This window comes from Streptomyces kurssanovii (genome assembly GCF_040677245.1).
Taxonomy (GTDB): domain Bacteria; phylum Actinomycetota; class Actinomycetes; order Streptomycetales; family Streptomycetaceae; genus Streptomyces; species Streptomyces kurssanovii.
This window is the reverse complement of sequence record NZ_JBFAQK010000015.1, coordinates 66,012-90,537: the sequence shown is the minus strand read 5'-3', so window position 1 is coordinate 90,537 and position 24,526 is coordinate 66,012. Positions and strand designations below refer to the sequence as shown.

Annotated in this window: 23 protein-coding genes; 21 read left to right on the top strand and 2 right to left on the bottom strand. The window is 70.7% G+C overall.

Features of this window, described 5'->3' with window-relative positions; all coding sequences use genetic code 11:
• The first annotated feature begins 22 nt into the window (after positions 1–22).
• The 17 genes from AB0K36_RS14070 to AB0K36_RS13990 all read left to right on the top strand — a co-directional run bounded on the left by AB0K36_RS14070 (position 23) and on the right by AB0K36_RS13990 (position 16,274).
• Positions 23–829: a 4'-phosphopantetheinyl transferase family protein gene (locus tag AB0K36_RS14070; protein ID WP_364592935.1), complete on the top strand. Its 807-nt coding sequence runs from the start codon at positions 23–25 to the stop codon at positions 827–829.
• Positions 830–980: 151 nt separating this feature from the next.
• Positions 981–1,682: an RNA polymerase sigma factor gene (locus AB0K36_RS14065; RefSeq protein ID WP_364592932.1), complete on the top strand. Its 702-nt coding sequence runs from the start codon at positions 981–983 to the stop codon at positions 1,680–1,682.
• Between the two features lie 5 nt (positions 1,683–1,687).
• Positions 1,688–2,098 carry an acyl carrier protein gene (locus tag AB0K36_RS14060; protein WP_364592929.1) on the top strand — a complete coding sequence of 137 codons (411 nt, stop codon included), beginning with the start codon at positions 1,688–1,690 and terminating at the stop codon, positions 2,096–2,098.
• Positions 2,091–2,492, top strand: coding sequence for a holo-ACP synthase (locus tag AB0K36_RS14055; RefSeq protein ID WP_364592926.1), 402 nt, complete (start codon positions 2,091–2,093; stop codon positions 2,490–2,492). Before AB0K36_RS14060 ends, AB0K36_RS14055 begins: the two co-directional genes overlap by 8 nt.
• The gene (locus AB0K36_RS14050) at positions 2,483–3,901 is read left to right on the top strand and encodes an aldehyde dehydrogenase family protein (RefSeq protein ID WP_364592923.1); all 1,419 of its coding nucleotides are present in this window, start codon (positions 2,483–2,485) and stop codon (positions 3,899–3,901) included. Before AB0K36_RS14055 ends, AB0K36_RS14050 begins: the two co-directional genes overlap by 10 nt.
• 12 nt (positions 3,902–3,913) lie before the next feature.
• The gene (locus AB0K36_RS14045) at positions 3,914–4,393 is read left to right on the top strand and encodes a DUF4188 domain-containing protein (protein WP_189470511.1); all 480 of its coding nucleotides are present in this window, start codon (positions 3,914–3,916) and stop codon (positions 4,391–4,393) included.
• Positions 4,394–4,420: 27 nt separating this feature from the next.
• Positions 4,421–6,106: an acetyl-CoA carboxylase carboxyltransferase subunit alpha gene (locus tag AB0K36_RS14040; RefSeq protein ID WP_364592920.1), complete on the top strand. Its 1,686-nt coding sequence runs from the start codon at positions 4,421–4,423 to the stop codon at positions 6,104–6,106.
• Positions 6,096–6,617 (top strand): acetyl-CoA carboxylase biotin carboxyl carrier protein, encoded by a 522-nt coding sequence (locus tag AB0K36_RS14035; protein ID WP_364592917.1) that lies wholly within the window; start codon positions 6,096–6,098, stop codon positions 6,615–6,617. The genes AB0K36_RS14040 and AB0K36_RS14035 overlap by 11 nt, the downstream gene beginning before the upstream one ends.
• A 34-nt stretch (positions 6,618–6,651) precedes the next feature.
• Positions 6,652–8,004, top strand: coding sequence for an acetyl-CoA carboxylase biotin carboxylase subunit (gene accC / locus AB0K36_RS14030; protein ID WP_364592914.1), 1,353 nt, complete (start codon positions 6,652–6,654; stop codon positions 8,002–8,004).
• A gap of 47 nt (positions 8,005–8,051) precedes the next feature.
• A complete protein-coding gene (locus AB0K36_RS14025) occupies positions 8,052–9,035 on the top strand; it encodes a helix-turn-helix transcriptional regulator (RefSeq protein ID WP_364592911.1) in 984 nt (327 codons plus the stop codon).
• A 109-nt stretch (positions 9,036–9,144) separates the two neighbouring features.
• Positions 9,145–9,738 (top strand): cobalamin B12-binding domain-containing protein, encoded by a 594-nt coding sequence (locus AB0K36_RS14020; RefSeq protein WP_364592908.1) that lies wholly within the window; start codon positions 9,145–9,147, stop codon positions 9,736–9,738.
• A complete protein-coding gene (locus AB0K36_RS14015) occupies positions 9,738–10,994 on the top strand; it encodes a methylaspartate mutase (protein ID WP_364592905.1) in 1,257 nt (418 codons plus the stop codon). Before AB0K36_RS14020 ends, AB0K36_RS14015 begins: the two co-directional genes overlap by 1 nt.
• On the top strand, positions 10,991–11,911 hold the full coding sequence (locus AB0K36_RS14010) for a transporter substrate-binding domain-containing protein (protein ID WP_364592902.1): 921 nt from the start codon (positions 10,991–10,993) through the stop codon (positions 11,909–11,911). Before AB0K36_RS14015 ends, AB0K36_RS14010 begins: the two co-directional genes overlap by 4 nt.
• An 81-nt stretch (positions 11,912–11,992) precedes the next feature.
• Complete coding sequence (locus AB0K36_RS14005; protein WP_364592899.1) at positions 11,993–12,958, top strand: DMT family transporter; 966 nt, start codon at positions 11,993–11,995, stop codon at positions 12,956–12,958.
• Between the two features lie 100 nt (positions 12,959–13,058).
• Positions 13,059–14,117 (top strand): aspartate-semialdehyde dehydrogenase, encoded by a 1,059-nt coding sequence (locus AB0K36_RS14000; RefSeq protein ID WP_364592896.1) that lies wholly within the window; start codon positions 13,059–13,061, stop codon positions 14,115–14,117.
• On the top strand, positions 14,114–15,211 hold the full coding sequence (locus AB0K36_RS13995; RefSeq protein ID WP_364592893.1) for an amino acid kinase family protein: 1,098 nt from the start codon (positions 14,114–14,116) through the stop codon (positions 15,209–15,211). The genes AB0K36_RS14000 and AB0K36_RS13995 overlap by 4 nt, the downstream gene beginning before the upstream one ends.
• A gap of 4 nt (positions 15,212–15,215) precedes the next feature.
• Entirely contained in the window at positions 15,216–16,274 is a 1,059-nt protein-coding gene (locus AB0K36_RS13990) for a TauD/TfdA family dioxygenase (RefSeq protein WP_364592890.1), read from the top strand.
• A 208-nt stretch (positions 16,275–16,482) separates the two neighbouring features.
• Here the strand turns inward: AB0K36_RS13990 and AB0K36_RS13985 are convergent, their stop codons facing one another.
• A complete protein-coding gene (locus AB0K36_RS13985) occupies positions 16,483–16,680 on the bottom strand; it encodes a hypothetical protein (protein WP_189470488.1) in 198 nt (65 codons plus the stop codon).
• 162 nt (positions 16,681–16,842) lie between these two features.
• Here AB0K36_RS13985 and AB0K36_RS13980 point away from each other — a divergent pair, with 162 nt between their 5' ends.
• Positions 16,843–17,886 carry a helix-turn-helix transcriptional regulator gene (locus tag AB0K36_RS13980; protein ID WP_364592887.1) on the top strand — a complete coding sequence of 348 codons (1,044 nt, stop codon included), beginning with the start codon at positions 16,843–16,845 and terminating at the stop codon, positions 17,884–17,886.
• Between the two features lie 124 nt (positions 17,887–18,010).
• Positions 18,011–18,898, top strand: a complete 888-nt coding sequence (locus AB0K36_RS13975) for a LysR family transcriptional regulator (RefSeq protein ID WP_364592884.1) — start codon at positions 18,011–18,013, stop codon at positions 18,896–18,898.
• A 28-nt stretch (positions 18,899–18,926) separates the two neighbouring features.
• On the opposite strand, the gene AB0K36_RS13970 is transcribed toward AB0K36_RS13975, so the two are convergent.
• Positions 18,927–21,473, bottom strand: coding sequence for a polysaccharide lyase family 8 super-sandwich domain-containing protein (locus AB0K36_RS13970; RefSeq protein WP_364592881.1), 2,547 nt, complete (start codon positions 21,471–21,473; stop codon positions 18,927–18,929).
• A 127-nt stretch (positions 21,474–21,600) separates the two neighbouring features.
• On the opposite strand from AB0K36_RS13970, the gene AB0K36_RS13965 reads away from it, so the two are divergent.
• Positions 21,601–23,862, top strand: a complete 2,262-nt coding sequence (locus tag AB0K36_RS13965) for an ATP-binding cassette domain-containing protein (protein WP_364592878.1) — start codon at positions 21,601–21,603, stop codon at positions 23,860–23,862.
• A 106-nt stretch (positions 23,863–23,968) separates the two neighbouring features.
• Positions 23,969–24,478 carry a SigE family RNA polymerase sigma factor gene (locus AB0K36_RS13960; RefSeq protein ID WP_189470478.1) on the top strand — a complete coding sequence of 170 codons (510 nt, stop codon included), beginning with the start codon at positions 23,969–23,971 and terminating at the stop codon, positions 24,476–24,478.
• Positions 24,479–24,526: the final 48 nt, after the last annotated feature.

The window sequence follows — 24,526 nt, the reverse complement described above, 5'->3', positions numbered from 1 at the left end:
ACTCACGAAGGGAGGAACACCCATGGACATCGGGGCACGGCTCGCCGACCCGCTCGACGGCCCGCAGGCGGCGCCGCCCGAGGACCCGCTCGCCGACACCGCCGAGGTCTGGCTGCTCGCCGAGGAGGACGTCGACCGGTTCGCCGAGGCCACCGGGGGTGCCGCACTGCTCACCGACGACGAACGGGCCCGGCACGACCGCCTGCTGTTCCCCGCCGCCCGGCGCCGGTTCCTCGGTGCCAGGCTGCTCTCCCGCCAGGTCCTGTCACGTTACGCGGACGTTCCGCCCGGCTCCTGGCGGTTCCGCACCGGCAAGTACGGCCGCCCGGAGGTCGAGGGCGCGGCCTGGGGGCTGGACTTCAACATCACCCACACCAACGGACTGATCGCGGCCATCGTCGTCCGCGGCCGGACCGCCGGTGTGGACGCCGAGGTCACCCCCGCCCGCACAGAGGCGATGCAGTTCGCGCCGAAGGTCTTCACCCCGCTGGAGACCGAGGTGCTCCGGCGCAACCGGGAGGACCAGCGCGGCCACGCCTTCGCCGACTCCTGGGTGGCGAAGGAGGCGTACACCAAGGCCACCGGCATGGGCATGTGCCGTGGGTTCGACGCCTTCTCCGTGCACCGGCTGCGTGACGGGGGCCTGGCCGTCGTGGACGACGAGATCCCCGAACAGGAGCGTGAACTGTGGCAGGTGCAGGTGTTGCAGGTCTGGGACAGGTTCGCGCTCGGCGTGGCCATCCGGGCAGGGAGCGAGGACACGGGGCCGCTGCCGGTCCGGTTGCGCTCGGCCATGGCGGAACTCCTTCCCCGCGAGGCCGGCCCGTGACCCCGCCCCGCCGGCAGGGACCGCCCCGGTGTCCACCTGTGGCCGGTCCGCTAGCTGCCAGCCGATGTGCTTGCCCGCCCCGGCCGGCGGCGGCTTGCATGAGAGGTACCCCCCGCCGACGGCACTGTTGTTTTGCTACGAGGGAATTCCAATGACCCGTAAAGGGAATGCGGAACTTCTGGCCGGATGCGCACGCGGCGAACAGGAGTCCTGGGACGAGATGGTGGAGCGGTACGGCAGGCTCGTGTCCTCCGTCGTGCGCAGCCACCGGATGAACGACGTGGACGCCGAGGACGTGCGACAGCTCACCTGGTTCCGGCTCGTGCAGAACGTGGACCGTATTCGCGATCCCGACCGTGTCGGCGACTGGCTCGCCACCGTGGCGCGCCGTGAATCCCTCAAAGTCGTCACGCGGGGAAAACGTCTCGTCATGGTCGGCGACAGCGAAACGCTCGACGGCCTTTCCGGGCACGGCGAAAGCCCGGAACAGATCACCTTACGGGCCCAGAGCGGGGAAGAGGTCCTGCGCGCCATCGGCACCCTCTCCGAGCAGTGCCGGGGTGTGCTGCTCCTCGCCCTGGACGACCCGCCCGCCTCGTACGAGGAGATCTCCGCCGCCCTGTCCATGTCCGTCGGCTCGGTCGGCCCCATACGCACGCGCTGCCTGCGCCGGCTCCGCCGGGTGCTCGCCGCCGTCGAGGCAGGGGAACGCGTGCCCGCGGCGGCCGGCTGCGTCAGCTGCCCGGCCGCGCCGGAGCCCGCGGACGTGTCCGGTCCGCGCCGTCCGGCGGCTCTGGTGAGTAGAGGCCGCGAAGAAGGGGTCTTCGAGGCCGGGCAGGCCGGACAGGAGTGATGCGCATGTCTCACTACGACGTGAAGGAACTCGTTCGTTCCATCGTCATCGACACGCTCGGAATCGACGCCGCCGTCTATCGCACCGATCTCGTCCTCAGCGCCGATCTCGGCCTGGAATCGCTGGATCTGCTGGACATCTTCTTCCGTATCGAATGCAGCGCGCCGGTGGTTCTCTCCGTGGAGCGCTGCGGAAGATATCTGCAGGGCGATGTGGCCGACGCGGAATTCTGCGACGCCAAGGGAATCATCAGCCGCCGGGGGCTGGCGCAACTGCGCACCGTCATGCCGCAGCTCGACCCCGCGGAATGGGAAGGCCGGCTCACCCTCGACCGCATGCTCGACCGGCTGACGATCGGGAACCTGATCTCCATGGTCGAGGACCTGCTCGCCGAGGAGCAGGCCGCCCATGCCTGAGCACGGGGAGAGCGTCCTTCGGATCGGCAGCTACGGCATCGCGGTCGACTCGCTCGACAGGCTGATCGCCCGGCACGGCCTCAAGGCGCTGAAGCTGCCCGCCGGGCGCGGTTCCGCCGTGCGGTGGGCATTGCGCCAGGCGACGCTGCGCGCCCTGGCCGCCCCGCCGCGGGTGGCCGGCCGATGGCGGGACGTCGAACTGCTGGGCGCCGACGACGGCCCCTACACCCTGGTCTTCCGGGGCGAGGTCGCCCGCTTCGCGGAGACGGTCCTGCGCGGCGACATCTCCCTCTCCGTCACCTCCGGCGCCGGCCGGGTCACCGCCCACGCGGTCATGACACGCGGCAGCCGCCCGGCACGTCCCTCCCACGAAGAAACAGAGGTATGCAGGTGACCACCGCCACCGAAGCCGCGCTCCTGACGAGCCGGGAGATCATCACCGGTGAGGAACTGGGCAGCGTCCCGCTCGCCACCCCGGGCGCCGTGGCCGCGGCCGCCCGACGCGCCGCCGCCGCGGCACCCGCCTGGGCGGCGCGTCCCGCCGCGGAACGCGCCGCGATCCTGTCCCGGGCCGCCGAACTGCTGCTGGAGCGCGACCAGGAGGCCATGGACCTGCTGGTCCGCGAGGGCGGCTCGATCACCGGGAAGGCGTTCTACGAGGTGCACGCGGGGGCCGCGGAGCTGCGGCACGCGGCCGCGCTCGCCACCGGCCCCGACAGCCCGCACGGCCCCGGCTCCGAGCCCGGGCGGGAGACCGAGGTGAGCCGGGTGCCGCTCGGTGTCGTCGGGGTGATCGTGCCGTGGAACTTCCCGCTGCTGCTCGGTATGCGCTCGGTGGCCCCCGCGCTCGCGCTGGGCAACACGGTGCTGCTGAAGCCGGATCCGCACACGCCGCTGTCCGGCGGACGTCTCTTCGCCGAGGTGCTCGCCGACGCGGGGCTGCCCGAGGGCGTCCTGGAGGTGGTCCACGGCGACGCGGACGCCGGCGCCGCCCTGGTCCAGGCGCCTGACGTGGCGATGGTGTCGTTCACCGGATCCACCGAGGTGGGCCGCGAGATCGGCGCCACGGCCGGCCGGCTGCTCAAGCGGGTCGTCCTGGAACTCGGCGGACAGAACGCCTTCGTCGTCCTGCCGGACGCCGACATCGAGCAGGCGGCGTCCGCCGGCTCCTGGGGCTCCTTCCTGCACCAGGGCCAGATCTGTATGGCGGCCCGCCGCCATCTGGTCCACCAGGACGTGGTGGAGGCCTACACCGAGACCCTCGCCCGCCGTGCCGCCGCGCTGCGCATCGGCGACCCGTACCGCACGGACGCCCAGATCGGGCCGGTCATCGAGCACGGGGCGCTCACCCGGATCGCTGCCGCCGTCGAGGAAGCGGTCGCCCAGGGGGCCCGACTGGTCACCGGCGGCCGTATGCAGGGCCCCTTCTTCCCGCCGACGGTGCTCGCCGACGTCACGCCGAAGATGGCCGTCTTCCACAAGGAGGTCTTCGGGCCGGTCGCCGCGATCACGGCCTTCGCCGATGACGACGAGGCGATCGCGCTCGCCAACACCTCCGACTACGGGCTCACCGCCGCCGTGTACACGTCCGACGCCGACCGGGGGCGCGCCCTCGCGCCCCGGCTGCGCTGCGGCGTCGTCCATGTCGGCGACCAGACCGTCAACCACGACCCGGCGCTGCCGTTCGGCGGCATCGGGGCCTCCGGCAACGCCTCCGGATTCGGCGGCCGGGCCGCACTCGACGCGTTCACCCGCTGGCACACCCTCACCACCAGCAGCCCCGCCCGCGCCTACCCGTTCTGAGAGGAGCTCCCGATGGACCTCAAGGTCGTCACCGAGCCACGCATAGCCGCGCCGCCCGAGGGCACCGTGGTGCTGCTGATCGGCACCCGCATCAACAAGTTCTGGATGGTGCACCGCTGGCTGCCCGTCATCGCCTCGATGATCCCCATGCTGATCGAGCTGAAGAAGAACAAGGACCACGGCTTCCTCTACTCGCGGGCCTGGTTCAACCGGACCGTGATCATGCTCCAGTACTGGCGCAGCATGGACGATCTGATGCGCTACTCGCACAACACGGAGGGCAAGCACCGCTCCATGTGGGCCTGGTTCAACCGGGCCGTGCGCAACGACGGCGCCGTCGGCATCTTCCATGAGGCGTACATCGTCGATCCGGCGCGTATGCACACCGTCTACCGGAACATCCCCGTCTTCGGGATCGCCGCCGCCACCGAGTCCGTTCCGCAGCGCGTCCGGCCGCCGGTCCCGGGCAGCACCGGCCCGGAGCGGGCGTGATCGGCGGTGAGCCGGCAACAGGGCCCGGTGAGGGCCGACCAGGAGGTGCAGTGGCGCAGATGCGGGGCGTGCGGTGCCTTCGTCTACGTCAAGCGGCTGGACCGTAACCGGAAGGTCTGTCCGGAGTGCCAGTTCCACTTCCGTATCCCCCCGCACACCCGGATCGAGCAACTGGCCGACGCCGACAGCTTCCGGCCGTTCCCCGACGACCACCGTCCGCGTGACTTGCTGGAGTTCACGGACAGCAAGCCCTATCCCGACCGGCTGCGCGACGCCCAGGCCAGGACCGGCCGCCATGACGCCCTGCTCGCCGGTGAGCTGACGATCGAGGGCCGCCGGCTGGTCGTGGCCGCCATCGACTTCAGCTTCATGGGCGGCAGCATGGGCACCGTCGTCGGCGAGGGCATCGCCGCGGCGGCCCGCCACGCACTGTCCCGGCGGCTCCCCCTGCTGCTGATCGCCGCCTCGGGCGGCGCGCGGATGCAGGAGGGCGCGCTGTCATTGATGCAGATGGCCAAGACGGCCCAGTGGGTCGCCCGGCTGCGCGAGGCCCGGCTGCCGGTGATCAACCTCAACACCGACCCGACCTTCGGCGGCGTCAGCGCCTCCTTCGCCATGCTCGGCGACGTCATCCTCGCCGAACCGGGCAGTCTGGTCGGCTTCGCCGGCCCCCAGGTCATCCGCAACACGATCCGGCAGGAACTGCCCGCCGGCTTCCAGAGCGCCGAGTTCCTGCTGGAGCACGGCATGATCGACGCGGTCGTCCCCCGCGAGAACCAGCGCGAACACCTCGCCCGGCTGCTGACCCTGCTCGGCCCCTCCGTGCCCGAACTGCCCGAGGTGAGCGGTGCGGAGCCGCTCACCGCACCGCCCCCGGCCGTGCGTGGCACGCGCGACACCGTCGCCCTGGCCCGCGACATCGGGCGGCCCACCACGCAGGAGTACATCGGCTGCGTCTTCGACGACTTCGTGAGCCTGCACGGCGACCGGGTCTTCGGCGACGACCATGCGCTGACCGGCGGCGTCGCCCGGCTCGGCGGCAGGAACGTCGTCGTGCTCGGCCACCAGAAGGGCCATGACACCGCGGCGCTGGTCCGCAGCAACTTCGGCATGCCCAACCCCGAGGGGTACCGCAAGGCGCTGCGGCTGATGCGGCTGGCGGACCGCTTCGGCCTGCCCGTCGTGGCGTTCGTCGACACCCCGGGCGCCTTCCCCGGCATCGGCGCGGAGGAGCGGGGGCAGAGCCTCGCCATCGCCGAGTGCATCCTCGAGCTCTCCCGGCTGCGTGTACCGGTGGTCTCGGTGATCACCGGCGAGGGCGGCAGCGGCGGCGCCCTGGCGCTGGGCGTCGCCAACTCGGTGCTGATGCTGGAGAACGCGTACTACTCGGTGATCAGCCCGGAAGGCTGCTCCACGATCCTGTTCGGCACCGCCGAGCGCGCGGGCCAGGCGGCCGACGCGCTCCGGCTGACCGCGGCCGACCTGCTGCGCCTCGGTGTGGTCGACGCGATCGTGCCCGAGCCGCCGGACGGGGCGCACACGGCGCCGTACCCGACGGCACTCAATGTGAAGACCGCTCTGGTGCGGACCCTCGGTCCGCTGCTCGACCTTCCGGGAGACCGGCTCGTCGAACTGCGCCGGGAGCGTTTCGACCGGTTCGGGCACCCCGAACGTCAGCCCCTCGTCGACTGGGAGAAGCGTGATGACCACTGAGGCGTCCGAGGCGCCGACCGCCGCCGCCACGATGACGGTCGAAGAGCTGAGAGCGCAGACCCGGCTGCTGGCCGGTGAACTGCCCGGCACCCTGCGCCGGATCACGCTGCGGGCCGGCGGGATCAGCGTCGACGTCGAGTGGGAGACGGCCCCGGCCGCTCCCGCCCCCGTCGCCGTGCTCCCGGCCTCCGCGCCGGCCCCCTCCGCGCCGGCCCCCGCCGCACCGCAGAGCCCCGCCGCGCCCGCCGAGGACGCGGCGCCCGCGGGCCTCGTCCAGGTCACGGCGCCGCTGGTCGGCACCTACTACCAGGCGCCGTCACCGGGAGCGGAGCCGTTCGTCCAGGTCGGCGACATCGTCGAACCCGGCACACAACTGGCCGTCGTCGAGGCGATGAAGCTGCTCAACTCCATCACCGCCGACGTCCGCGGCCGGGTGCACGCCATCCACGCCCAGGACGGCGAGGTGGTCGAGTACGCCCAGCCGCTCATCGATCTCGTCCCGGTCGACTGACCCGCCGGCGCCACACACACGGGAGGACCGAGACGTGTTCGACAAGGTACTCATCGCCAACCGCGGTGAGATCGCGCTGCGGATCATCCGTTCCTGTCGCGATCTGGGCGTGCGTACGGTGGCGGTCTACTCCACGCCCGACGCGGACGCCCAGTTCGTCAAGGCCGCGGACGAGGCCGTGCACATCGGCCCGGGCGCCCCTGCCCGCAGCTACCTCAACATCCCCAACATCATCGGGGCGGCCCTCCGTACCGGCGCGGAGGCCATCCACCCCGGATACGGATTCCTCTCCGAGGACCCGTACTTCGCCGAGATCTGTGCCGACGACGGCATCACCTTCATCGGGCCGCCGCCGGACGTGATGGAGAACGTCGGCGACAAGGCGACGGCGCGACGGCTGATGACGGCGGCCGGCCTTCCGCTGCTGCCGGGCACGGTCGAACCGGTCGACTCGGCGGACGCGGCCGTGGCCGTGGCGGCCGAGATCGGGTATCCGGTCATCATCAAGGCGGTGGCGGGCGGCGGAGGACGCGGCATCACCGTCGTGCACCGTCCGGAGGACCTGCGCGACGCCTACACCGCCACCCGGGCGAGCGCCCAGGCCGTCTTCAAGAACAGCGCCGTCTACATGGAGCGCTACCTGCGAAAGACCCGGCACATCGAGGTCCAGGTGGTCTGCGACGACTTCGGCGGCGCGGTCCACCTCGGCGAACGTGACTGCTCGGTGCAGCGCAGGCACCAGAAGCTCATCGAGGAGTCACCGTCCGCGATGGTCTCTCCCGAGTTGCGGAACCGGCTGGGCGAGGCGGCCGTGGCGGGCGCCCGTGCGGTGGGCTACCGGGGCGCCGGCACCGTGGAGTTCCTGCTGGAGGCCGGGGACGAGGCCTTCTGGTTCATGGAGATGAACGCCCGTATCCAGGTCGAGCACCCGGTCACCGAACTGGTCACCGGCGTCGACCTGGTGTCCGAGCAGCTGCGTGTGGCCTCCGGCAGCCCGCTGTCCTTCAAGCAGGAGGACATCGAGATCCGCGGTCACGCCATCGAGTGCCGTATCAACGCCGAGGACCCCGCACGGGGATTCGTCCCGACGCCGGGTCTGCTGGAGGAGTACCGGGTCCCCGGCGGCCCGTGGGTCCGCGTCGACACCGACTACGTGCCCGGGGCGCGGGTGAGTCCCTACTACGACTCCATGATCGGGAAGCTCATCGTGTGGGGGCCGGACCGCGACACCTGTGTCGACCGGGCCCTGCGCGCGCTGTCGGAGTTCGACGTCCGGGGGCCCGGTGTGCACACCACCGTACCGATGCACCAGGAGATCCTCCGCCACCCCGAATTCCGCGGAGGAGACATCGCGACGGACTTCCTCGGGCGCCACTTCGCGCTGTGAGCGGCACACCGGAAGGAGGGAAGCACACGCCGGAAGGGGGAGCGGCCATGTCGGACGAACTCACCGCCCAGGACATCGGCGTCTACCGGCAGTTGCTCGAGACGTCCCCCGACGCCGAGGAGAGCGCCCGGCGGCTCGGGCTCTCCCGCGAGCAGGTCGCCGAGTCCGTGAAGAGACTGACGGCCCGCCGGCTGCTCCGGCCCGACGGACCGGGCCGACACGAGGCGCTCTCCCCGGCCGTCGCCGCCGCCGCACTGACCGCCGCCTGCCACACACGGGTGCACGAGCTGGTGCGGCTGATCGACACCACCCGGCGTGAACTGGGGCCGCTGGGCACGGCGTACGAGGCGCACCGGCGGCAGGAGCTCGACGGCACCACCACCGAGCTGTTCGCCGACGGCGACGCGGTACGCCACCGGCTCACCGATCTGTCCGCCCAGGTGCGGCACAGCGTGCTGACGGCCCACCCCACACTGGGCAGCCCCGAGACGCTGCGCGCCGCCCTGGATCTCGACCGCGGACTCCTCGACCGCGGTGTGCGGTACCGGACGGTGGTACCGCACACCGCTCGCCGGCAGTGCGAGGCGCTGCAGCATGTCAGGCGCCTCGGTGATCTGGGGGCCCAGGTGCGCACCGCCGCCGTGATACCGGGCAGGATGATTCTGCTCGACGACACCTGCGCGTTCGTGTCCACGGCCTCGGGCGGTGCCGCACTGCTCCGCGATCCGGTGGCGGTCGGCTTTCTGTCGTTGATTTTCGACCACATCTGGGAACACGCCAGACCGGTCGGCGGCGGAAGTCACGACGACGCGGTCTTCGAAGATGTGGAACTGGAAATCCTGCGGCATCTGGGACGGGGAAGGTCCGACGAGTTCATGTCCCGCAGGCTGGGTATCTCCACCCGCACGCTGAGTCGCTACCTGGCCGGAATGTGCGAGAAGCTCCAGGTGGAGACCCGTTTCCAACTGGGCATGGCCGCGGCTCGACTTGGGCTTGCGGGAGACGGCCGGGAGCCGGACGCCGAGGGATAGGAATTCCTGATCCGTCCTATCAGGAATGCCGACCGATGCCGCTGGACCGGGCGGCGCCGACCCATGGATAGTTTCCATGACGTAACTCCTTTTCTCCCCGGGGGAACGAATGAACGGCACAGCTTCTGCTCCGAGTCTGAGAGTCGTTGTTTCCGGCCTGTCCTCCGACGCCCATCTGTGGAACCTGGTCTTCCTTCAGCTGCTGCTGGAGGAACGCGGCCATGACGTGTCGAACCTGGGCAATGTGACGCCCGACGCGACGATCATCGGCGCATGCCGCGACCGGCGGCCGGACCTGCTCGTCATCAGCAGCGTCAACGGGCACGGCCGGCTGGACGGGCCGCGCCTCATCCGCGCACTGCGCGCCTCGTCCGAACTCGCCGCCATGCCCGTCGTCATCGGAGGGAAGCTCGGCGTGGACGACCGCGACCACGCGGAGGTCGCGACGCTGCTGACCGCCGCCGGTTACGACGCGGTGTTCGACGACGCGGCCGAGGGCGGCCCCGACGCGGCCCTGGCGCGCTTCGACGACTTCCTCGGCACCCTCGCTGCTCGCCGCCGCCCCGGTGACGGTCCCGCCGCTCATCGTGAGACGGCCCGCCCCGTTCCCGGTCCTGCCGCTCTTGCGGCGACCCGCCCCGCTCCCGGCCAGGTGGCGGCCTTCCCCGCACCCCGGCTCGCCGTCGCGGCAGGGGCGGCGTGATGGAGACCGACCGGTTCACCGGCATGGTGAGCGAAGCGCGCCGCGCGGGACATCTCGTCATCCAGGCCCGTATGGGCTTCGGTGAACTCGACCGCATGCGCGCCGGACTGCGCGCCGTACGGGACGCCGGCCCCTTCACGGCCGGCACGATCACACTGGACAGCTACACCCGCTGCCACGACTTCACCGCCGCCCGCCGCGCCCTGCGCGAGCACCCCGAGAGCCTCAACGGCTTCCCGCTCATCGCCCACGGAGTGCCCGCGGTGCGGGCCATGCTGGAGGAGACGTCCTCGTCCGGCTTCCCGGTCCAGGTCCGGCACGGCACCCCCCGCCCGCTGCGGGTGCTCGACGCCATGGTCAGGGCCGGCGCGGATGCCACGGAGGGCGGGCCCGTCTCGTACTGCCTGCCCTACAGCCGGGTTCCGCTCGGACAGGCCGTGCGCGAATGGAGCGCCGGCTGCGAACTGCTCGCGGCGCAGCCCGTACCGATGCATGTGGAGACGTTCGGCGGCTGCATGCTGGGCCAGTTGTGCCCGCCGTCGCTGCTGGTCGCCCTCGGAGTGCTGGAGGCGATGTTCTTCCAGGAGCACGGGCTGACGGGCGTCTCGCTCAGCTACGCCCAGCAGGTCCACCCGGGGCAGGACCGGGAGGCCCTCGCCGCGTTACGGCGTCTCGCCGACGAGCGGCTGGCCGGCGGCGACCACCACATCGTCCTCTACACCTTCATGGGCGTCTTCCCCCGCACCGGCGACGGCAGCCGCCGGCTGCTCGCCGAGAGCGTCCCGCTCGCCGTGCAGGGCGGCGCCGACCGGCTGATCGTCAAGACCCCGGCCGAGGCGCACCGCATCCCCACGATCGAGGAGAACGCGGCGGCGATCGCGTTCGCCCGCTCGGTGGCCGACGCCACCGACGCGAACGGCGGCCCGGCGCCCACGTCCACGGGCCTGTACGAAGAGGCGAGGGCCCTCGTCGACGCCACCCTCGAACTCGGCGGCAGCATCGGCCGGTGCCTGGTCGCGGCCTTCGCCCGCGGCATCCTCGATGTGCCGTTCTGCCCGCACCCCGACAACGCCGACCGCGCACGGGCCACCATCGACGCACGGTCCGTGCTCAGCTGGAGCGACGCGGGCGGCATGCCCGTGACGGCCGTCCCCGAGAGCGGTCCCCTCACCGCGCGGCGCCTCACCGAACTGCTCACCTTCAACCGGCGCCGCTTCGACCGGCCGGAACACGAACCGCTCGGGAGCCTGACATGAGCCGCCCGGCCACCACCGCCACCCTCCGGGCCGCCAAGGTCCGCGGCGCCGTGCGCGTCGCCGTCTCCCAGGGGGTCCGCGGTCTGTCGCTGCGCACGCCCGCCGGGCTGTGGACGGGGCTCGACACCGACATCGGCCGCGCCGTGGCCGCGGCCGCCCTCGGGGACGCGGACGCGGTCGACTGGGTCCCGGTACGCGCCACCGACCGGCTGCGCACTCTGGAGTCGGGCCGGGCCGATCTCACGGTGTGCAACCTGACCTGGACGATGGGCCGTGAGGCGGCCGGTGCGGTGCTCTTCGCCGGCATCACCTGCTACGACGGCGAGGGCTTCCTCGTGCGTGTGGCCGACGGCGCCGGTGATCCCGCGGACCTCGCGGGCCGGCGTCTCGCCGTGCACAACGGCTGCACCACCGTGGTCAACCTCGAGTCGTGGTACGGCCGCCGGGGCCTTGACGTCGAACCCGTCGGCTTCGACGACCCCGCCGACGCGCTGGCCGCCTACGCGGGCGGGGACTGCGCCGCCTATGTGCTGGACCGCACGGCGCTGGCCGGCGCCAGGGCGAGCCTGCCGCGGCCGCGGGATCACCGGATCCTCCCGGTGTCGATCTCCCGGGAGCCCATGGCGGCGGCGGTCCACGAGGCCGATCCGCACTGGTTCCGGCTCGTCCGGTGGGTGCTCCAACTGCTGGTGGCCGCCGAGCACGAGGGCCCTGAGGACGCGGCCCGGCTGGCGGGCCCCCACGGGCCGTCGGCCGGACTGGACGAGAAGTGGGCCGACCGGGTCCTGTCCGCCGTGGGCACGTACGCCGACGTCTACGAACGGAACCTGGGCGCCGCGTCGGGCCTCGACGTGCCCAGGGGGGTGAACGAGCTGTGGACCGCGGGTGGCCTGCACTACGCCGTCCCGCTGCACTGACCCCGCCCGCACGGATCTCCGCCTGACCGCACCCGATCCGCCCGCACCGATCCGAACGTCACCGAGAGGGAGTCGAGGCGTATGACCAACGAGGCCGTACCGGCCGACCGGCAGCGCAGAGGCGCCGTCCAGCTCATCGCGGCCATGGGGCTGTCGGGGACCCTGGGTGTGTTCGTCCTGGAGTCCGGCGCCTCCTCCTTCAACGTCGTCTTCTTCCGGTGCCTCTTCGGCGCCATGGCCCTGGCCGCGTACTGCCTGTTCCGGGGCTATCTGAAGAACACCCGGCTGACCCGGGGCACCCTGGCGCTCGCCGCCCTCGGCGGCGTGTTCATCGTCTTCAACTGGGTGCTGCTGTTCGACGCGTACAGCCGCACGTCGATATCCGTGGCCACCGTCGTCTACCACACCCAGCCCTTCTACGTGGTGCTGCTGGGGGTGATCCTCTTCAAGGAGCGGCTCGACAGGTACCGGGCCGGCTGGATCCTCGCCGCCTTCGCCGGTGTGGTGCTGGTGGCGGATCTGCCGGGTGCCGACCTCGGCGGCAGCGACGGCTATCTGCTGGGCGTCGGCGAGGCGCTGGTGGCGGCGCTCTTCTACGCCTTCGCCACGGTCATCGCCAAGCGGCTGACCACGCTGCGCCCCGAAGTCACCGCTCTCGTCCAGGTGCTGGTCGGCATCCCGCTGTTGCTGCCGTTCACCCGGCTCGGCGACACCGCCGGTCTCGACGCCCGCTGGGGCTGGCTCGTGGGCCTCGGCGTGATCCACACCTGTGTGATGTACATCCTTCTGTACTCGTCGTACCAGAAGCTGGCCACCGACCGGATCGCGGTGCTGTCCTTCGTGTATCCGGCGGTGGCGATCCTCGTGGACCTCACCGTCTACGGGCATCGCATCGATGCCCTCCAGGCCCTCGGCGTCGCGCTGATCGCCGCGGCGGCCCTCGCCGTGAACCTCGGCCGGCTGCCCCTGCTGCCCGGCGGGCGCCGCCGGACGGCACAGAAGCCCGCGCCCACCGCCCCGCCGAAGGCCGAGGCGGTGCGTCGATGACGCCGCCGTCACGGGTGTGCGGCCCCACAGGTCCCGTCCTGGAAGCCGTACGAGCAGCTCTGGCACCCGCAGCCGGACCCGTACAGATCGGAGAAGTCTGATGACGCTCGTCACCGACCCAGCAGCCCCGCGCATCGCCATCGTCGGTGCGACCGGAGTGGTGGGCAACACCCTCATCGAACTGATCGAGGAGAGGTCGTTGCACTACCGCGAGATGCATCTGGTGGCCTCGGCCCGCAGCGCGGGCCGGGAGCTCATGGTCGACGGCCGGCCGTACGCCGTCCAGGACCTGGAGGACTTCGACTTCGGCCGGGCCGATATCGCCTTCTTCTCCGCGGGCACCCCCATCAGCGCCGAGTGGGTGCCCGTCGCGGCGGCCAAGGGCACGCTCGTGATCGACAACACCAACGCCTTCCGCATGGACCCGGACACACCCCTGGTGGTCCCGCAGGTCAACGCCCACGTACTGGAGCGGCGTCCTGAGAGCGGCATCGTCGCCAACCCCAACTGCTCCACCATCCCGCTGGTGCGGGTGCTGCAACCGGTCGAACGCCGCTGGGGCATCCGCCAGGTGGTGGCCAGCACCTACCAGGCCGCCTCCGGCCAGGGCCACCACGGCATCGAGGAACTGCTGGAGGGCACCGAGCTGGCGCTGCGCGATCCGGACGCCGAACTGCCCGCCGAGCGCTTCAAGCCGCCGCTCGCCTTCAACGTGGTCCCGTCCATCGACCGGCTCCTGGACACCGGGTTCACCCTGGAGGAGCAGAAGATGCTCCAGGAGTCGCGGAAGATCCTGGACCGTCCCCATCTGGACCTCACCGCCACCTGCGTGCGCGTACCCGTGGTCAACTCCCACTCCGAGGCGGTCTGGGTGGAGGCCGGCGCTCCGGTCGACCGCGACGAGCTCGTCGCCCTGCTCGCCGGGCTGCCCGAGGTCACCGTGCACGACGCCGAGAATCCAGGGGCCTTCCCGACCCCGCTGCGGGCCGGGCACCCCGACCATGTGCACGTCGGCCGGATCCGGGTGACCCCGGACAACCCGCGCGGCTTCTGGCTCTGGCTGGTCTCCGACAACCTCCGCGTCGGCGCCGCGCTCAACGCCATCCAGGTGGCCGAGTACGTACTCCGGCACGGCTTCATGGCGGGAGGTACCCGGTGAACGGACCGGTGGTACTGAAATTCGGCGGCTCCACCTTCCGCACCCACGCCGCCTACGACGAACTCGCGGCCGGGCTCGGGGAACGCCTCCGCCGTGGGGAACGCCCGATGGCCGTCGTGGTCAGTGCGATGCAGGGCGAGACCGAGGGCCTGCGGGGCCGGCTGCACGAGGTCAATCCCCGGCCCGAGGACGCCACTTCCGCCGGCATGCTGGCGACCGGTGATCTCCTCAGCGCCCATCTGCTGGCCGCCGCACTGCACCGCAGGGGCCGCACGGCCACCGTGCTCGCCGGCCACCAGCTCGGTCTGACCACCGACAACTCCTTCCTGTGGGCACGCGTCGTGAGGACCGATCCGGCACCGCTGCGCCGGGCGCTGTCGGAGCACGACGTCGTCGTGGTACCCGGGGGACAGGCCGTCGACGGGGAAGGACGGCCGACCTGGCTCGGCAAGAACAGCTCCGACCTGTCGGCCCTGGCGGTGGCCCGGGCGGTCGGGAGCACCGTCTGCGAGATCCATTCGGACGTCGACGGCATCTACACCTCCGATCCGCATCTGATCGCCGGAGCCCGCATCCTGCCCCGGGTCTCGTACAACATGGCGGCCCTGATGTCGCTGTACGGGGCCAAGGTCCTGCACCGGCGCGCCGTGCAGCTCGCGCTGCGGCACCGCATCGAGATCGTGCTCCGCTACAACCGCGCCCCGTTCTCCGCCGGGACGACCATCAGCGGGGAGGGCACCCAGACGTCCGCCGTGGTCTTCAACCAGCGTTCCGTGGTGCTCGGATATCCCGACGACGCCCATGCCGACGCGGCACACAACGCCTTCCACGGCGCCGGCATCGACACGGTGCGGCTCACGGGACGGCCCGGGGTCGCGGTGGTCGGCGGCTACGTCGACGTGGAGGCCGTCCAGCGCAGGGCCGGGGTCGGGCCGGGCCGGCAGATGGGCGTGCCCGTCGCCGAGGTACGGGGCAGCAAGGTCACGATGCATCTCGCCGAGAGCGGCGAGGACGCGCTCCATCTGGCGCAGCGGCTGCACGACGGGATGGACTTCCCGCAGCCGAGGGACGCGGCCGCACTGGCAGGGGTGTGAGGACGTGGTGACGGCATTCCCGGTCCACGGGGAGCCCCTCGGCCCGTACGGCAGGCCCGAGGGGCCCGGAGCCGCGACCCGGCTCGACCTGGTGCTCCCCGACGCGGTGCGGGACACGCTCCACGCCGGTCTCTCCCGGCTGCCCGATCCGAGCGAGGACATCGACCGGGCCACCGCGCGGTGCCACCAGGTGTTCGCGGCGCTGCCCACCGAACTGCTGCAGGCCGTCATGGACTTCGGCCGGCACATCGACACGGCCGGTGTCGCCCTGGTGCGGAACCTCCCCGTCGACGCCGTGCTGCCGCCGACGCCCGACGACGGCGGGCCCAGCCGCGCCAAACGCGGCTTCGTCTCCGAGGGGGTGCTGCTGGGGCTGACGGGACTGCTCGGCGAACCCCTGGGTGTGCTCACGGAGAAGGACGGCCGGCTGATCCACGACATCGTGCCGGTGGCCGGCGGCGAGCGTACCCAGACCAACCAGAGCTCGGCGGTCTTCCTGAACTTCCACAGCGACATCACCTACGACCCGACGGGCCGGTACGACGTCGCCAATCCGGACTTCCTGGTGCTCAACTGCCTGCGCGGCGACCCTCTCGGTGTCGCGGTCACCTATTACGCCGACGCCCGCGACATCTGCGGCCGGCTGCCGGACGACGAGCTGCGCCTGCTGCGCAGTCCGCTGTTCCGGCTCAACGCGCCGGGCAGCTACACCCGCGGCGCCGCGGGCGGTGCGGAGGTGCTGTCCGATCCGGTCCCGATCATCAGCGGTGCCGAGGAGTTTCCGGAGATCACCGTGTCGGCCAACGGTGTTCGCGCGCTGAGCGAGGCGGCGGCGGCCGCCTTCGAGCGGCTCCAGGAGACGTGCCGCGAGGTGGCGCACCCGGTGCGGCTGGAGCCGGGGCAGGCGCTTCTGGTCAACAACCGCAAGGGCGTTCACGCGAGGTCGCGGTTCGGCGCGCGCCACGACGGGCGGGACCGATGGCTGCAGCGCACGTATGTGCGGCGCAGCCTGTGGGACATCCGGTACCGGGTGACGCCACAGAACCGGCGCGTCCACTTCTGACCCGGACCCGGCCGGTGGGGTGCCCGGAACGGGGGCCCGGACGGCCGTGACGGCCCGCCGAAGTGAACGGCGGGCCGTCACCGAGCCTCGAGGTCAACGGCGGCGCCGCGGCCAGTGGAGAGTGCCGCATGTGGCTCCGACTGCCCGGGGCCGTCCGGCCATTGGCATATTCCCCGACATCAATACTCCTTTGGCCTGTACCACTGGGTCAGTACTGATCACGCTCGGCGGTGGTCGATCCCTCGCCCGGCATCGGGGAGTCCCACTTGTCGTCCGCGAGAATGACCCCGGATAACGAGTTGCCTTCGGGAACGGACGTGGTCACCCCTGCCATGGAATGGATCACCGCGAGCGCCAGCACGGTCACCGAGATTCCATGAGCCAGGAAACGGTGTGCCTTCGCCATCGTGTATTTCCCTCTCGTTGTTCATCCGATGCGCGCCCTCTCCGGCCGCAAGAACAAGGTGGCACTAGTGAAGATCGAGTTCGAGTGGCATGGAGTGTCCTATGATGGAGCGGCAGCAAGTGGATAGCGACAAATCGGGCAATTGGCTGGGGTTGGTGACCGATGGGGGAGCATCAACTGCTGGGTGGCGTCGCGGCCGAGGTCTACGAATACGCATTGCGTAACGGAACGTTCAAGGACGAGGAGATCGCAGGTCGCCTGGGTGTCGAAGTCCAGGTGATCAGTGAGGCCCGCGAGGCACTGCAGGATCTCCGGCTGCTCGCCGTATCGGCGAACGGCCGTGTCGTGGCCGCTCTCGATCCGGACATCGCCGAAGCCGAACTGGTCACGCCGCTCGAGCTGTCCATCGCCCAGCGTCGCCGCGAGATCGCCGGTATACACCAGGAGTTGCGGGTCCTGTCGGAGGTGTACCGCTCCCGGGCCCGCTCCACGTCCGACGATGTGCCGATCCGGGTCCTCGACGACTTCGAGGACGTCCGGCGCGAGATCGACCTCGCCCGCCGGCGCTGCACGGAGGAGCGCATCAGCCTCCAGCCCGGCGGCGGCCGCAGCGCCGAACTGCTGGAGCAGGACCTCCTGCAGACGCTCGAGATGAGAAAACGCGGTATCCGTATCCGCACGCTCTATCAGAACACCGCCCGCGCGAGCCTCGCCACGCGTACCTATGTGCGCCAGATCTGCGCACAGGGCGCGGAGGTGCGGACCGCGGAGGAACTGTCCGAGCGGCTGATCATCTACGACCGCAAGTTCGCCTTCATTCCCAAGGAACGCACCGGCAAGGAGCCGCCGGGCGCCGCCCTTGTCACCGATCCCACGGTCGTGGCCTATCTCTGCCGGTCCTTCGAGTCCATCTGGCAGGCGAGCCAGCCGTTCGAAATGGGCAGGACCGCCGAATACCAGCAGATCACCGAGGATCTGCGGGTTTCGATCACCCGGCTCATGGCGAAAGGCCTCAAGGACGAGGGCATCGCGCGCCGGCTCGGCATGGCGACCCGCACCTGCCGTCGCCACATCTCCGCCATCATGGAGGAAGTCGGCGCCACCAGCCGCTTCCAGGCCGGACTTCTCCTCGCTCAGCAGGGCCTGATCCCCGATACGAGCGCCGTGCCCGCCAATCCGGACAGTGTCGAAGTGGCAGATTCCTGACGGTCATTGTCCTCGATCGGACAGGCCGATGTTCTGGTGTCCCCATTCCCCGGCTGATTTCCTGGTTCATGCGCCACGAGTTCGGCGACAACCGGACCACGGAGGGGACATGGACATTCGGCAGTTGGCGACATTTCACAAGGTGGCGACGCTGCTCAGTTTCACCCGCGCGGCGGCGGAACTGAAGTACGCGCAATCCAGTGTCACCGCGCATATCAAAGCCCTTGAGGAATCGCTCGAGGTGAATCTCTTCGACCGTCTCGGCGGCCGGGTCGAACTCACAGAGGCCGGGCGACGGCTTCTCCCCTATGCCGAGCAGATGCTCGCCCTGGCGGGAGAGGCACGCGGTGCCGCGCTGGGTTCCGAGGATCCGGCGGGAGTGCTCACCGTCGGTTCCATGGAGAGCATCACCTCCTACCGGATGCCGCCGCTGCTGGAGTTCTTCCACCACCGCCATCCGGCGCTGCAGATCGTGCTGCGCCCCAGTCTGTGCGCCGAGACCTGCCACGCCCTGCGCCAGGGCATGTTCGACCTGGGCTTCCTGATGGAGGCGGAGACCCAGCACCCCGGCGTGCAGACGGAAGTGCTCGGCTCCGAGCCGCTCACGGTCGTCGCGGCCCCGGGCCACCCCCTCACCCGCGCGGAGAAGGTGACGACGGACGATCTGCGCGCCACCCAGGTCATCTCCGCGGAAGCGGGCTGTGCCTACAGGGAGTTGTTCGAGGCGGAACTCAACGACGGCACCGGAGAATCCCTGCCCTTCCTCGAGTTCGGCACCATAGAGTCCATCAAGCGCGGTGTCGCCGCCGGCCTCGGCATCAGCCTGCTGCCCAGCGTCACCGTGGCCGACAGCCTGGAGAGCGGCACCCTCGTACCCCTGCCCTGGACCATCCCGTTCGAGGTCCACACACAGATCGCCTGGCGGCGCGGGAAGACCCTCTCGCGCGAGATGCGGGTGTTCATCGACCAGACGATCAAGTTCCTCTCTGAGGAGTACGCGCGCCGGCCCTGACAGGGCGAGGGCCGACGCGAACGAACCCCTAACGCAGCGTCGCCGTGAAGCTGCCGCCGTAGGCGTGGTGCGTCGTGACCTCGAGGCGGGTGCCGCCCGGGACATGCGTCGTGCGGACGCCGTCGTCCGCGGACACGGGGCGCAGGGCACGGCCGTGCAGGGTCACCGTGACCGTGCGGCGTTCCGTGGTCGGGTCGGACACCGCGAGCGAGCAGGTGCCGTCGGCGGACCGGCGGAGGATCACCGACGCCGGACCGTCGACGGAGAGGCGCTCGACGTGATGGGTGCCCGGGGTGAAGGTGTTGACGGCCAGGATGCCCAGTCCGGTGTGCTTGACCGCCTGGGCGCGGACGGTGTTGGCGAGCGCGGAGAGCGGACCTCCGGCGTAGGCGGCCAACTGGCGCTCGGAGGCGTGCGGGACGATCGCGTGGGCCATGGCGGTGGGCGCGGCACCGGCGGGCCGGTCGTAGGAGACCGTGAAGACCTGCTTGGTCACGGCGGTGTCCGGGTTGGACAGCCGGACGCGGCGCAGGCCGCGGGTGACGGTGTCGAGCGCGACGTTCGGCCGGGGACCCGACAGGAAGACGTATCCCACCGCGGTCCGCTGCCCTGGATCGGCGTACCGCAGCCAGGCGAGCGGAGCGGTGCCGGTGCCCTGCCACGGCGTTCCGTCGTGGAGTTCACCGGTGAGGGCGACCGGGGCGCCGGGGGGAGCGATGCGGGTGTCGACGGTGGTGGTCACCGCGCGTCCCGCGTGGCCCGTGACACCGGCCGCGAGGACGACGATCTCGTCGTCGAGCATGAACCAGGATCTGGTGCCACGGGCGCCCTGGTAGGCGATGAAGTCGTCGGGCAGTTCGCCCGCCTGCTTCGCGGCGTACGCCACGTCGTCGGACAGGACGAGCGCGGTGGCGCCGTACGCGCCGAGGCGGGCGCCGCCGGAGTGCGGGTGGCTGCCGCGCGGGAAGTAGACGTACGTGTTCTGGGACTCGGAGGACGAGGTGAAACCGCGCTCGGGGTTGTCGTACCAGAGCGTTCCGTACAGCTCCGGCACGGTACGCCGGTCCTCCACGGGCGCGGTGACGCCCGCCAGACGGTACGGGGAGACCGTGGTGAAGTAGTCGATGCCGAACGCCTGCCGCTGGTCCTGGCCGGCGAGATAGAGGTAGTGGGCCCCGTCGCCCTGGAACCACGGCATCAGGTTCTCGCCGCTCATGTACTCGTACTTGCTGATGCGGTCAGAACTGCGTGCCAGGGCGAAGGCGTAACCGGGGCGCCGGTGGACGGTTCTGTCCATGGCGTTGAACGCGGTGTGGGAGGCGGCGGGCCCCAGGTCCTTCGCCGGGACCGGGGAGCTCAGGATGTCGGCGTAGCGGGCGATGCTGACAGGGGAGACGAAGGAGGCCGGGTCCAGGTTCGCCCTGGAGGTCTGCCGGACGTACTTGACATAGCCCTCGAGCGCCTCGGCGTCGCCGCCGGTGCTGTATCCGGCGAGGTCGACGACGGCCTCCACGACGGCGGCGACGTCCGCGTAACCCGTGCCGGTGCGTGAGACGGCGCGGCCCTTGACGATCTCCATCATCCAGCCTTCGAAGATCACCGGGGCGAAGCCCTCCACGACCCAGCCCTGCACGACGCCGACCAGGTCCTCGGAGGGCACATAGGCCGTCCCGTCGAGGATCTTGACGCTCTGGACGATCCGGGTGAGCAGGCCCTTGCCGTAGGAGCCGGTGTAGGCGACGGACGCGTGCTGGACGAAGGAGCCGTCCGCGTAGAAGCCGTCGGTCACGCCGTGCCGCAGGTCGTACGGGTCGATCCGGGCGAAGACGGTGAGCTGGTCGGCGACGGCCTTGCTGACGCGGGCGTCGTCCCCGAGGACCGCCCCCTGGAGGATCCGGTTGGTCGTGATGTCGGCGAGGTTGGCCCCGGTGTGGAAGCGCGAGTCGAGGTCGACGTCACCGTTCTTGCCGTTGCGCAGGTAGGCGTCCATGGAGGCGATGTAGGTCGCGGCGAGGTCCGGCCGGTACGCCGCGAGCTCGTCCCCGAGGAGAACGAGGGTCTTGGTCGCGTAGGCGGGGATGCCGATCTCCCAGTTGAACCAGTTGCCGTAGTAGCCCTTCGACTGGTCGCCGTAGTACTCGTCGTGGAGACGGACCAGGCCGTCGGCGACCCTGCGCCGGACCGCACTGTCGTCGAACAGGCCGGAGGCCGGGGCCCGGGTGGCCAGGGCGATTTCGTACAGGTACTGGAACGTCCTGCTCAGGTTGGGATCGCTGGTCCCGAGGGGGACTCCCGCGAAGAGCTCGCCCGGTCCGGCGTCGTCCATCGCGGCGAGCCGCGACCGCGCCGCGGAGGTGACGGCCGCGAGCTTCGTGGCGACCTCGGGCCGGGCGTTGGCCTCCGCCGTGCCGGCGAAGACCGCCACCGTGTTGCGGAGCAGCGTCTCGTGGTCGGCTGCCTGCCCGGAGGCGGAGGAGCGGACTGTGGGCGCGGCTCGGGCGCGCAGGGGCTGTGCCACGGCAAGCAGCGTTGCCGCCGGGATCACGGACAGCACGGAACGACGCGAGAACTCCACCTGAACGCTCCAAGGTTCGGCCGGAAAGCGCTTGCCAGACGACGAAACAACGCTGCCCCACCGCTGTCAACGGGCGGGACGCAGGTACCGGGCCCCGTTGTCAGTGGGGTGGGCTAACGTCGGCCGGATGACGATCCCGGCCGACAACCACCATGTGATCCAGGTGCGCGGCGCGCGCGAGAACAACCTGGCCGACATTTCGCTCGACATCCCCAAGCGGCGCCTCACCGTCTTCACCGGCGTGTCCGGCTCGGGGAAGTCGTCCCTGGTCTTCGGGACGATCGCCGCCGAGTCCCAGCGGCTCATCAACGAGACGTACACCGCCTTCATCCAGTCGTTCATGCCGAGCCTCGGCCGTCCCGACGTGGACGCGCTGCACAACCTGAGTGCCGCGATCGTGGTCGACCAGGAGCGGATGGGGGCCAACTCCCGCTCCACCGTGGGCACGGCGACCGACGCGTACACCATGCTGCGGATCGTCTTCTCCCGCCTCGGCACGCCGCACATCGGCACGTCCGGAGCCTTCAGCTTCAATCTTCCGGAAGGCATGTGTCCGCGCTGCGAAGGCGTCGGCCAGGTGTCGGACATCGACATCGACCAGCTGGTCGACCGCGACAAGTCGCTGAACGAGGGCGCGATCACCGTGCCGAACTTCGCGGTGGACTCGTGGTACTGGCAGATCATGGCCAACTCCGGCTTCTACGACCCGGACAAGAAGCTCAAGGACTTCACCGAGCAGGAGTGGGCGGACTTCCTCCACAAGCCGCAGGTCAAGGTGAAGGTCGGCAGCAACAACTTCACGTACGAGGGCCTGCTGCTGAAGGTCCAGCGGACGATGCTGACCAAGGACCGCGACGCCATGCAGTCCCACATCCGGGCCTTCGTCGACCGGGCCGTGGTCTTCCGCGAGTGTCCCGACTGCGGGGGCACGCGACTGACGGCCGCCGCACTCTCCTCGAAGATCGACGGGGTGAACATCGCGGAGTGCTCCGCGATGCAGATCAGCGATCTCGCGAAGTTCGTGCGCCGGATCGACGATCCGGGTGTGGCCCCGCTGCTCGCCGGTCTGCGGGACCTGCTCGACTCGCTGGTGGAGATCGGCCTCGGCTATCTCAGCCTGGACCGTCCCGCCGGCACGCTGTCCGGTGGTGAGGCGCAGCGCGTGAAGATGGTGCGGCACCTCGGTTCCAGCCTCACCGACGTGACCTACGTCTTCGACGAGCCGACCGTCGGTCTCCACCCGCACGACATCCGGCGGATGAACGACCTGCTGCTGCGGCTGCGCGACAAGGGGAACACGGTGCTCGTCGTCGAGCACAAGCCCGAGGTGATCGAGATCGCCGACCATGTCGTCGACCTGGGTCCCGGTGCAGGCACCGAAGGCGGACAGATCTGCTTCAGCGGCGATGTGCCCGGACTGCGTGCCTCCGGAACGCTGACCGGGCGGCACCTGGAGCACCGGGCCGGCCTGCGGGAGAAGGTGCGCGAGCCGCGCGGACAGCTGTCCATCAAGGGCGCCGGCCTGCACAACCTGCGGGACGTGAGCGTGGACATACCGCTCGGCGTCCTGACCGTGGTCACCGGCGTCGCCGGATCGGGCAAGAGCTCGCTGATCCACGGCAGCCTGCCCGCCCGTGAGGGCGTGGTGGTCGCCGACCAGTCGCCCATCCGCGGTTCGCGCCGCTCGAACCCGGCGACGTACACCGGTCTGCTGAACCCGATCCGTACGGCCTTCGCCAAGGCCAACGGCGTCAAGGCGGCCCTGTTCAGCGCGAATTCGGAGGGCGCCTGCCCCAAGTGCAACGGCCTCGGGCTGGTCTACACCGACCTCGCCATGATGGCCGGCGTGGCATCGGTGTGCGAGGAGTGCGAGGGCAAGAGGTTCACACCCGAGGTGCTCACGTACACCCTGCGCGGCAAGAACATCAGCGAGGTGCTGGGGATGTCGGTGGCCGAGGCCCACGACTTCTTCACCTCGGGTCAGGCACGCACCATCCTCGGGCGGCTGCGGGACGTCGGGCTCGGCTATCTCCGGCTCGGACAGCCGCTCAACACCCTCTCCGGCGGTGAGCGGCAGCGCATCAAGCTGGCCATCCACATGGCGGAGAAGGCGGCGACGTACGTACTGGACGAGCCGACCACCGGTCTGCACATGGCCGACGTGGACCAGCTGCTGGCGCTGCTCGACCGGCTGGTGGACGCCGGCAACAGCGTGATCGTCATCGAGCACCATCAGGCGGTGATGGCCCACGCGGACTGGCTCATCGACCTCGGTCCCGGCGCCGGACACGACGGCGGCCGCATCGTCTTCGAGGGGACGCCCAAGGACCTGGTCGCCCACGGGGACACCCTCACCGCGCACCATCTGCGGGAGTACGTGGGGGCCTGACCCCCGCACGGGACGAGTTCTGGAACGGTTGAAACATTACGGGGACGCTGCCGCGTCAATGAGGTGAAGGGGTCGCCGGCGCACGACGGGGGAGAGTGAGCAGGGGATGAGAGCGTCCCGCACGGAGGAGTACAGAGAGTTCGCGGCGAACCGCGCCGCGCACCTCTACCGCTCCGCCTGCCTCCTGACCAGCGGGGACACACACCTCGCAGAGGATCTGGTGCAGGAGACGCTCGGCCGGATGTACGTGCTGTGGGGGCGCGTCTCCCGGATCGAGAATCCGGCGGGATACGCACAGACAGTTCTCGTCCGCTCGTTCCTCACTCACAGGCGCCGGCGCTCCGCTTCGGAACGCCCTGTCGGCGAGCTGCCCGACTCCGCCCTGCTCTCCGGTGACGACCCCGAGCTGCGCCTCGCACTCCTCGGTGCGCTCGGCCGGCTCTCACCGAAGGACCGGGCGGTGGTGGTGCTGCGGTACTGGGAGGACCGCAGCATCGAGGAGACCGCCGACGCGATGAACGTCAGCTCCGCCGCTGTGCGCACCAGAGCGGTACGGGCGCTCGCCAAGCTCCGTGAGCAACTCGGCGGCAGCCTGGTCGAGTTCGCCGCCCGCTGAGGCGCGGCACCCGACGGCGTGTTCTTCCCGCGGGCCGCCCCGCGGGCT